Consider the following 9,330-nt stretch of genomic DNA (forward strand, 5'->3'; position numbering starts at 1 on the left):
ACGTGCTCATTTATTCTTTCTGATGATGGACATGTGTTTAATGGGAGTTACGAATCTGAGGATGCAATAGGGAAAAAGAACTCAGCTGGATGGAATGGGACCCGTATCATCGTTGAAGGAGGTAAGGAAACAGATTGGACTGGAGAATGGATCTCTGATGTTGATATTTTACATCTGTCTCAAAACGGCTCTTCTGTAACTGGTACCTATGAGCCAAAAAATGAAACGGTCATCGATCTTGTTGAACCCGGTACAATTGAGGGTGTACTTACAGATGATGGAAAGATATTCACCGGAACCTGGAAAGAAAAGGGGAGAGTCAGATTTATTCTCTCCGACGATGGCCTCTCCTTTAACGGCACCTATGGATATGGAGACTCTGAAATCATTGAGGGTTCAAATCTCTATTACTGGAATGCAACACGGCTTCAATAATCCGTTTTTTTAATTCTTCATGGCCCCCATATTCGGCGCATAATTTTACAAACTGTTCGATAAACTGGAGGGTCAGACCAGCAGTTCCAATGGGATCTCCGGTAGCTATCTTATACCCGGCAATTGCCTTTTTTACCTGGGCAATTCTGGCTTTTCCAAATCCCCGTTCAGGAAAGAACTCATGTTTGATCTTTTTGGCAGCATTTTCACAAAGACTGGCATATGTTGCTTCTCCCCCTACTCTTCCCTGCAAAAACTCCTTGTTTTCCTTATTCAGGGCATAAAGATCATGAATAAGAGAAATGAGGGATTTTGCATCCATTCATGTCAGATTATTTTTTATTGCCCGTCAGGTTGGTGTTGGTTGACTCATATATACAGGTACGGTTGTCTCTGATAATCAGGGTATTGAAAAAACAGGGGGAATTTTCAGCTCCGGTGAAAGGAGTTCAGATACTGTATACTCTATTAAAAAACACTCTTCCTTCTATTCGACCGTAATTTCAGTATATATGTCATTCGTCTATTGTGGTACACGCGTTCAAATAATCTCTTTCTTATCCTTATGGGTTTCTGTTTTTAATAACAATTTATGGGCTGATTCTGGTATAGAAACGTTCTCGCTCAAAATAAAGAGCGGAGCAGTCAGATCCTGAATAGTTCCTGAATTTTTAAAACAAGAGAACTCTTATTTGAGGAGATCTGTTGATGATTGAAATCAGGGCGCTGATACCGGGTGAATAGGTACACAAAAATGTAGAATCCTCCTTCGTGTTCCTCATTATATGAGTTTTCATGAACTCCCCTATGCTACCCGTCATATGAGGTCTCCTCATCCGTGAGATACAATAATTATCAATGGATTATCAATAATGAATAGCAATTCGAGATTAGATGGCCAGAATATGAGGTATCATGAAACACACCATACACACCCGGATTCTCTTCTGCACCCTCATTATCGCTTTACTCCTCTTCCTGGTCCTTATGTTCTGCTCTCCTCATCTTCTGTGCAGTAATAAGGATCCAGACCAAAAAGGAACCGCATTCATAGGGCCGGTATCTAAAAGCCCGGTCCCTCCTCCCGGTGTTATGCCGGTTGTCATCCTGAACGGGAGTCCGTATGAGATGGGATATCAATATGCCCTTCAGGTTCCGGAATATATTGCCATTGTCAGGGATGCTGCATGGGCAAGTGCCTTATCCGGAAAATCGTATTCAGAAGTTTTAAACTCGATAAAAACATCCCGGAAGTATATCTCAACCGAATTGAAACAAGTCGATTTCATGCTCTTTTTTCAGGGTGTATCGGATGCCATGAATAAGCAGGGAATCCCCTTTACTCCTGATGATCTTCTTGTTATCCAGAGTCTTGGGGCCAGGAAGGGACCGGCCCCTGATGAGCACTGCACCGTATTTGCATCATCTGATCCTCGTGACCAAAACGGTATCATAGCCGGGACAAATTTTGATTATTACCAGGTTCCGGCTAATTCGTACTCTGTTGTGCTTGCCCTCTATCCGGATACCGGGATTTCGTGTGTCATTCCTTCCGGGGCCGGACGAATGGGGAGCAATGCTGTGGTCAATGAAGCAGGACTGGTTTATCTTCTCACATCATCACCGGCGGATGATACCGGAGACTCAGGCCCTGGAATTACCGGATTTCTTGAGATCCCATATGTAGGAATGACTGCGAAATCCGTGTCAGAAGCGGAGACGATACTCCTGAATATCACCAGGGCTTTTGCGTTAAACCGCCTCCTGGTTGACCATACCGGTGATATGGAAGTGATTGAGGCAACCCGGAACAAGTATGCAATCAGGTCTCCAAATACGACCGGCATCTCTGCGTATATCATTGCAACAAATCATTATCTTGAGCCGGCAATGAATCGTTCACAGGTACCCTGGGATCCGGAGCAGTATTACCCCTCAAGTTATTACCGGTATCTGACCGCGGATAAGATGATTCAGGAGAATAACCAACCGGTTAATTTCTCATTCTCCCAGGATATACTTCAATCCTGCAGCTGGTGGGATGGTCGGGAATGGCACCGGGATGATCCGTATAGCAAAAATACGATTAACCGGTTCAGACCTGATGTTGGATCTCTCTACTCTTTCATTGCCGCTCCTGTCCTTAATCAGGTCTCGGTCTGTCTAGGAAATCCGGGGAAGCCCTGGTGGGGGACAAAATCCCCCGGGCAGACCGGTACCTATGTGACAATGCTGGTTGGGAAAACCCCGGAATATCTTGTGTATCAACTCAAAAAAGATGCTGATGCTGGTATGTGGAATGCTGTGCAGGATATGGATCATGAATCGTTTGAGGAGAGAAGGAATCTGTGGTCAGTACTTCTGGACCAGTACTGGAATGGGATCTGGTGGCAGAACAAAGGAGTGCTTGAGCAGGATAAGAATATGAAGATGGTGGCGTTTGGAAAAGCGGCTACGAATTTTTCATATGTTATCGCCTATACAAAAAAGATGAGAGCGTGAGGGGTTTCATGTGATTCTCCTGATTCACCATTATTTTGTTTAAAAAGGCCGCTGCATAATCACTGATAACCGGATACAATCTCTCTATATGCTCCTTAAGGTACGGTCAACTTGCATTTAGCATACCCACTTGAAACGACGAAGAGCCGAAATTTCCTTGTCCTGAATGTAATACATTAGACTGTTCTGTCCATGATACAAATAAACGTACCTGGCGTCATTTAGATTTTTTTGAACATCAAACGTATTTACATGGTAGAATTCCTCGAATAATTTGTCCTCATTGTGGTGTTCGACAAGTAAAAGTGCCTTGGGCGAGAGAGAATAGTGGATTTACGCTTTTAATGGAGGCACTGTTTCTTCTATTTGCACAAACTATGCAAATTTCTCAAATTGCAAAAAAGTTTGGACTCCGTGACAAACAGATATGGAGAGTAATTGATCACTATGTAAAAGAGGCTATTAATACTGCTGATTTTTCAGAGGTAATATCTGTCGGAGTAGATGAAACATCCAGGCGTAAAGGGCATGAATACATTACTGTTTTTGCTGATCTCGACACTGGTCGTGTTATTCATATTTGCAAAGGAAAAGATTCAGCAACATTACGATCCTTTGCAGACTCTTTAAATTCACATAACGGTTCATTGGAGCAAATAAGTAATTTCTGCATCGATATGTCTCCTGCATTCATTAAAGGGATAAAGGATATTTTTCCAAATGCTTCAATAATTTTCGACAAATTTCACGTAATGAAACTAGTTAACGGGGCATTAGATGAAGTGAGAAGAATAGAACAGAAATTAAATGGATTTTTAAAAAATACGCGAATGATTTGGCTTAAAAATCCTTCATCATTAACTGAAAAACAATTGAAAATCTTAGGGAGCCTTAAAGATATGAATCTGAAGACTGCGAAAGCATATAATCTAAAACTAAGTCTAAAAGGTCTTTGGAATATGCCGGATTTAGAGTCGGCGTATGCTTACTTTAAAAAATGGTACTTCTGGGCTACTCACTCTAAAATTAATCCAATGGTAATGGTTGCAAGGACACTTAAGGAGCATTGGGATGGGATTTTAAATTACTTTAAAGATCAATACACAAATGGTTTACTAGAAGGCCTTAATAGTCTTATTCAGGCTTTAAAAGTTAATGCACGAGGGTATCGTAATGATGAGAATTTTATGACGATGATCTACTTAAGGTACGGTCAACTTGCATTTAGCATACCCACTTGAAACGACGAAGAGCCGAAATTTCCTTGTCCTGAATGTAATACATTAGACTGTTCTGTCCATGATACAAATAAACGTACCTGGCGTCATTTAGATTTTTTTGAACATCAAACGTATTTACATGGTAGAATTCCTCGAATAATTTGTCCTCATTGTGGTGTTCGACAAGTAAAAGTGCCTTGGGCGAGAGAGAATAGTGGATTTACGCTTTTAATGGAGGCACTGTTTCTTCTATTTGCACAAACTATGCAAATTTCTCAAATTGCAAAAAAGTTTGGACTCCGTGACAAACAGATATGGAGAGTAATTGATCACTATGTAAAAGAGGCTATTAATACTGCTGATTTTTCAGAGGTAATATCTGTCGGAGTAGATGAAACATCCAGGCGTAAAGGGCATGAATACATTACTGTTTTTGCTGATCTCGACACTGGTCGTGTTATTCATATTTGCAAAGGAAAAGATTCAGCAACATTACGATCCTTTGCAGACTCTTTAAATTCACATAACGGTTCATTGGAGCAAATAAGTAATTTCTGCATCGATATGTCTCCTGCATTCATTAAAGGGATAAAGGATATTTTTCCAAATGCTTCAATAATTTTCGACAAATTTCACGTAATGAAACTAGTTAACGGGGCATTAGATGAAGTGAGAAGAATAGAACAGAAATTAAATGGATTTTTAAAAAATACGCGAATGATTTGGCTTAAAAATCCTTCATCATTAACTGAAAAACAATTGAAAATCTTAGGGAGCCTTAAAGATATGAATCTGAAGACTGCGAAAGCATATAATCTAAAACTAAGTCTAAAAGGTCTTTGGAATATGCCGGATTTAGAGTCGGCGTATGCTTACTTTAAAAAATGGTACTTCTGGGCTACTCACTCTAAAATTAATCCAATGGTAATGGTTGCAAGGACACTTAAGGAGCATTGGGATGGGATTTTAAATTACTTTAAAGATCAATACACAAATGGTTTACTAGAAGGCCTTAATAGTCTTATTCAGGCTTTAAAAGTTAATGCACGAGGGTATCGTAATGATGAGAATTTTATGACGATGATCTACTTAAGGTACGGTCAACTTGAATTTAGCATACCCACTTGAAACGACGAAGAGCCATATTTTGTGACTGCCACTTTGCCGAACGAGTGTAAATCCTTTTTTTTCAAGAATGGGAATGAGTTTGTCGGCAGTGATCCGGGGTAATTTATCGGTCATACTGCCAGTTCTACCATCGTAAGACTTACGTGTTCAAACTGGTGGACAGCTTCACCACATGCAATCTGGTCTTCTACACAGAGTCTGATAGCATCCTGTATCCGTTCGTATACCTCTTCATATGAGTTCCCCTGGGAGTAACATCCCTTCAACTCCGGAACAAATGCATAATAGCCATCTTCGTCCTTCTCTATAATGACTGAAAATTTATATCGGTTCATATTGTCATCCTTTGATTATATGCATATATTCATGTATTTGTTCTTTCATTATGATTTGCCCGTAGTGTGTGTCTGATGAGAACTGTTTTGAATAGTCTGTAATGTTTTTCCAGCAGTCGGAGACGATATCTTTTCCGAGAACCACCGGATGGAAAATGTTTGAGAAAACCAGCCTGAGTCCATAACAAAAAATTTCTGTATATCCTATATGATATAAAATCGAAATCGTCATGTATCATGCAGTCATTCTATGCTTATATACTGCACCAGATAGCATGATACACAATCCGCTTTTTTCCGCCATCCTTCATCAGCCACGACCGCTCTCTGAAAGCCAGCAATCAGCAATAATGACACAATCACCGCATGTCCGTATTATTGCCGGTGCAGGGGCCGGCAGGACCGGGACGCTGACGAGAAAGATTGTATCGTTGCTCCTGGTTGATCATGTGGAGCCTGCTTCTATTGTGGCGTTTACGTTTACCGAAAAAGCCGCAGCAAATATGAAGAACAGGATGTATTCACGGGTCAGGGAACTGGGGGAAGATGCGGTATGTGCCCGGCTGGATGAGATATATGTCGGGACCATTCACGGGTTCTGTTTTCATCTTCTTGAGGATCATTTCGGATATGGTTCCTGGGGGATTCTGGATGAGAACCAGGAGATGGCATACCTGATGCGGGTCGGCTGGGAACTGAATCTGACCGTGAGTTCAATTTAAAATCCGGACCGGATTGGGGATATCTTACGTGATCTGAAGACGGCCCTGAAACCAGATGGTCCCGGTTCCGTTTCAATTCAACGATATACCTACCCAACGAAATAACAAAGATGCAGGTAATACAGATACTATAACAATATCCTGGAGGGATAGTATGGCAACAACAATGGACGTAGTATTTGATGGTTCTGTTCTACGGCCGATTGATGAAATAAAACTTGTTCCGGGCAAAAAATATACTATAATTATTGATTCTGAGGAAGATTACGAGGAAAATCCTGAACTGGATCCTGCGTTTAATATTGCCTCATTAGCTGTGGATACAGGGATACCTGATCTTGCACATGAACATGATCACTATCTCTATGGAACTGACAAAAGGGCGAAGAATGAATGATCCTACAGATGAGATATTCGTTGATACGGCATGCTGGATTGCGTTATTAAACCAAAAGAATTCACTTCATCTATCAACCAATATACTGTATCAGGATTTGATGAAAAAAGGGTATGTATAACTACATCTTCAATAATTGAAGAGACCGCCAATGCTCTATCCAATCCTAAATTCAGGGAATCCGTGAAGACTTTTTATCGCAATATCCGTCGTTCCCCAAGAGTTACCATTTTGCATGTTAATCCTGAATTATGAGAAAAAGGATGGAGACTTTTTTCTAACCGAGACGATAAGAATTGGAGTTTTACTGATTGTGTGTCATTTGTGGTCATGAATGAACGACGTATTAAAAATGCCCTTACCAGTGATAAACATTTTATTCAGGCCGGGTTTTCTGCAATGATGCAGAATTGATCCGGCTTTCCTGATCATTTCCGAATCCTGATCGCTGTCTGAGACATCCATAACGCAGACATACGGTGTTTTTGTTGTCAGCGTCAAAGCTGGATACGGTCACTTTGTCCCGTTTGAAGGTCACATTGTAGAGTTCTCCGGATGCGGCATGACATTTGAGGGTGATCCTGAATCCGTCCTCCGAGCTGTCATGTGATGCAGTTCCTCCGATTGCGGTCTGCAATGCATCGTTTGCCAGGATGGTTGCCACGGCGGTATCAAATCCGGCGGATGATGGTGCACGGATACTGATCTTTCGGATCTGTTTTCCGGCGGTGTTTTCGTAGACGATGGTTCCGGTGTAGGTTTCTGCACTCTTCTGGACAGCCGGAAGGTTCTCTCCGCCGGAGAGGTACGGGGTGCATCCCTACGGGTTGTCGGCAAGGATGGTGCAGATGATGGTGCTTCATGCTGCTTTGCTTGCGAACGGCGTTGCAAGGACCCGTTCTTCTGATTTTACCGTCGACTTTGCGACAAAATCTGCCATGTGTGTGTTCTCCTGTCACTGGTGTGACTCTACAGGGCCTCCGGGAGGATACAGGTGGTTTGAACGGGTAGGGCCTTTGAAAGAGAATAATCCTTCCGATATGGCTGTACTAAACACCAGGGATTATAAGAATCGGAATGATTTCATATTTTGAAAAAAAATGATTCAATCAAAATGACATCCGACTTTCTTTTATTATTAAAAAAATTAGTCGGTTGTACGCGATATTGACATTTCTGTTTAAAAATCCTGAAAAAAAGGATAATATCTCACAGAGCAATAGTGTAATCATATATGACTCCGTCTTCAAAACCCAAAAGTTCGTCCTCACCAGATAATTCATTATCTGACGGGCCTTTGACATTTGAAAAAGTCTGGCTCATGTTTCAGGAGACTGATAAAAAGTTTAAAGAGACTGATAAAAAGTTTAAAGAGACTGATAAAAAGTTTAAGGAAACAGATGAAAAATTCAAGGAAACTGACCGGATTCTGAGTGAAAAATTCAGGGAGACTGATAAAAAGTTAAATAAACTGGAACGATTATTTACCTCCCAATGGGGAAAACTTGTAGAATCACTGGTGGAAGGAGATATCCTTGCTCTTCTGAACAAACGCGGGATACAGGTTACTGACACAGTAAAACGAAGAGCCGGGCGTCGTGACGGAGTTGATTATGAGTTTGATATCATTGCAATAAACGGGGATGAGATCGTCATTGTTGAGGTAAAAACCACGCTCAGGCCGGAAGATATCAGGAATTTTCTCAGGAAGCTCAAGCAGGCAAAGAACTGGATGCCTGAATATGCAGACAAGAAGGTATACGGGGCGGTTGCGTTTCTCTCAGAAGATGCCGGAACAGCGGCAATGGCTGAAAAGAACGGACTTTTTGTGATTCGTGCAACGGGTGATAGTGCCAGTATTATCAACCCGGAAAATTTTGTCCCGAAAGTCTGGTAAAATCAGAATACAATAAAACCGATTTTTTTCTGGTTATTCAGATACGACGATTAAAAATGGGAAAAAGGGGATGATCCCGTCGCAATAAACGGATCATCGATCTCCACCTCTCCGTCTTCTCCTGCCCGAATGGTACATATCACATTCCGTGCAGATCGCACCATATACACGTACATCCCTGTAACAACCCCGGTATTGAGCAGCGTCATCGCAATGGATATCCCGGCGAGGATGGTTTCAGTACTCATGCATCTCCTCCGAATATGATCCGTTCGGTCACATTCATCCGGCCGGTGACATCACTGGAATGAGCAGTCCTGTTTGTCTGATCCTGAGATGATGCCCGTGCAAGGATTATTCCGGTTCCGTTGACCATGGTTGCTGCCGACATCTCTGATGTTTTAAGATGCCGCGAGGATGCATACGTCCCGCTCATGAGAAGCCCGGAATACCGGATCTCATCCTTTTGTATCGTCCGGTTATCTGGTATCTCAAATACGCATCCGATCCGGTTTTGTGTCTGGTTTCCGGTCTGTCCTGTGTATTCCTCAATTCCTATCGGACCGTGTGCGTCTGCACCGATTATGGTCCTCACCTCGCCGTTCTGTACCCGCAGATCCCGCATAATCGATGCAATACTGCTGGTAAAGAGACTTGCAGCGTAGGTGGATCCCTGCCCGATAACCGAGGAAGA

Annotated in this window: 12 protein-coding genes and 2 pseudogenes; 8 read left to right on the top strand and 6 right to left on the bottom strand. The window is 42.0% G+C overall.

Annotated features, from left to right (window positions below):
* On the top strand, positions 1-435 hold a 435-nt coding region (locus PLA23_RS06810), incomplete at its 5' end, for a hypothetical protein (protein ID WP_324474571.1).
* On the opposite strand, the gene PLA23_RS06815 is transcribed toward PLA23_RS06810, so the two are convergent.
* Entirely contained in the window at positions 386-757 is a 372-nt protein-coding gene (locus tag PLA23_RS06815) for a hypothetical protein (RefSeq protein WP_324331963.1), read from the bottom strand. The genes PLA23_RS06810 and PLA23_RS06815 overlap by 50 nt on opposite strands.
* Positions 758-1,350: 593 nt before the next feature.
* Here PLA23_RS06815 and PLA23_RS06820 point away from each other — a divergent pair.
* The 3 genes and pseudogenes from PLA23_RS06820 to PLA23_RS06830 all read left to right on the top strand — a co-directional run.
* Positions 1,351-2,937, top strand: coding sequence for a C45 family autoproteolytic acyltransferase/hydrolase (locus tag PLA23_RS06820; protein WP_324474573.1), 1,587 nt, complete (start codon positions 1,351-1,353; stop codon positions 2,935-2,937).
* Positions 2,938-3,095: 158 nt separating this feature from the next.
* A pseudogene (locus PLA23_RS06825) lies at positions 3,096-4,178 on the top strand (ISL3 family transposase); the annotation flags it as partial.
* A gap of 24 nt (positions 4,179-4,202) precedes the next feature.
* Positions 4,203-5,285: pseudogene (locus PLA23_RS06830) on the top strand (ISL3 family transposase); the annotation flags it as partial.
* On the opposite strand, the gene PLA23_RS13770 reads toward PLA23_RS06830, so the two are convergent.
* Both PLA23_RS13770 and PLA23_RS06835 read right to left on the bottom strand, forming a co-directional pair.
* Entirely contained in the window at positions 5,247-5,399 is a 153-nt protein-coding gene (locus PLA23_RS13770) for a type II toxin-antitoxin system HicA family toxin (RefSeq protein ID WP_502883600.1), read from the bottom strand. The pseudogene PLA23_RS06830 and the gene PLA23_RS13770 overlap by 39 nt on opposite strands.
* Positions 5,396-5,620 carry a type II toxin-antitoxin system HicB family antitoxin gene (locus PLA23_RS06835; RefSeq protein WP_324474575.1) on the bottom strand — a complete coding sequence of 75 codons (225 nt, stop codon included), beginning with the start codon at positions 5,618-5,620 and terminating at the stop codon, positions 5,396-5,398. The genes PLA23_RS13770 and PLA23_RS06835 overlap by 4 nt, the downstream gene beginning before the upstream one ends.
* A gap of 275 nt (positions 5,621-5,895) precedes the next feature.
* Between PLA23_RS06835 and PLA23_RS06840 the strand changes: the two genes are divergently transcribed.
* Positions 5,896-6,342, top strand: a complete 447-nt coding sequence (locus PLA23_RS06840) for a UvrD-helicase domain-containing protein (protein ID WP_324474577.1) — start codon at positions 5,896-5,898, stop codon at positions 6,340-6,342.
* A gap of 55 nt (positions 6,343-6,397) precedes the next feature.
* Positions 6,398-6,739, top strand: coding sequence for a hypothetical protein (locus PLA23_RS06845; protein WP_324474579.1), 342 nt, complete (start codon positions 6,398-6,400; stop codon positions 6,737-6,739).
* 376 nt (positions 6,740-7,115) lie between these two features.
* On the opposite strand, the gene PLA23_RS06850 is transcribed toward PLA23_RS06845, so the two are convergent.
* Entirely contained in the window at positions 7,116-7,403 is a 288-nt protein-coding gene (locus PLA23_RS06850; protein ID WP_324331731.1) for a hypothetical protein, read from the bottom strand.
* Between the two features lie 148 nt (positions 7,404-7,551).
* Between PLA23_RS06850 and PLA23_RS06855 the strand changes: the two genes are divergently transcribed.
* Together PLA23_RS06855 and PLA23_RS06860 are read left to right on the top strand one after the other, a co-directional pair.
* Positions 7,552-7,833, top strand: a complete 282-nt coding sequence (locus PLA23_RS06855) for a hypothetical protein (protein ID WP_324331729.1) — start codon at positions 7,552-7,554, stop codon at positions 7,831-7,833.
* A gap of 203 nt (positions 7,834-8,036) precedes the next feature.
* A complete protein-coding gene (locus PLA23_RS06860; protein WP_324474581.1) occupies positions 8,037-8,636 on the top strand; it encodes a DUF8196 domain-containing protein in 600 nt (199 codons plus the stop codon).
* A gap of 50 nt (positions 8,637-8,686) precedes the next feature.
* Here the strand turns inward: PLA23_RS06860 and PLA23_RS06865 are convergent, their stop codons facing one another.
* Both PLA23_RS06865 and PLA23_RS06870 read right to left on the bottom strand, forming a co-directional pair.
* Positions 8,687-8,884: a hypothetical protein gene (locus tag PLA23_RS06865; RefSeq protein ID WP_324331726.1), complete on the bottom strand. Its 198-nt coding sequence runs from the start codon at positions 8,882-8,884 to the stop codon at positions 8,687-8,689.
* On the bottom strand, positions 8,881-9,330 hold a 450-nt coding region (locus tag PLA23_RS06870), incomplete at its 5' end, for a hypothetical protein (RefSeq protein ID WP_324474583.1). The genes PLA23_RS06870 and PLA23_RS06865, both read right to left, overlap by 4 nt.

The organism is Methanospirillum sp. (assembly GCF_035406105.1).
GTDB lineage: Archaea > Halobacteriota > Methanomicrobia > Methanomicrobiales > Methanospirillaceae > Methanospirillum.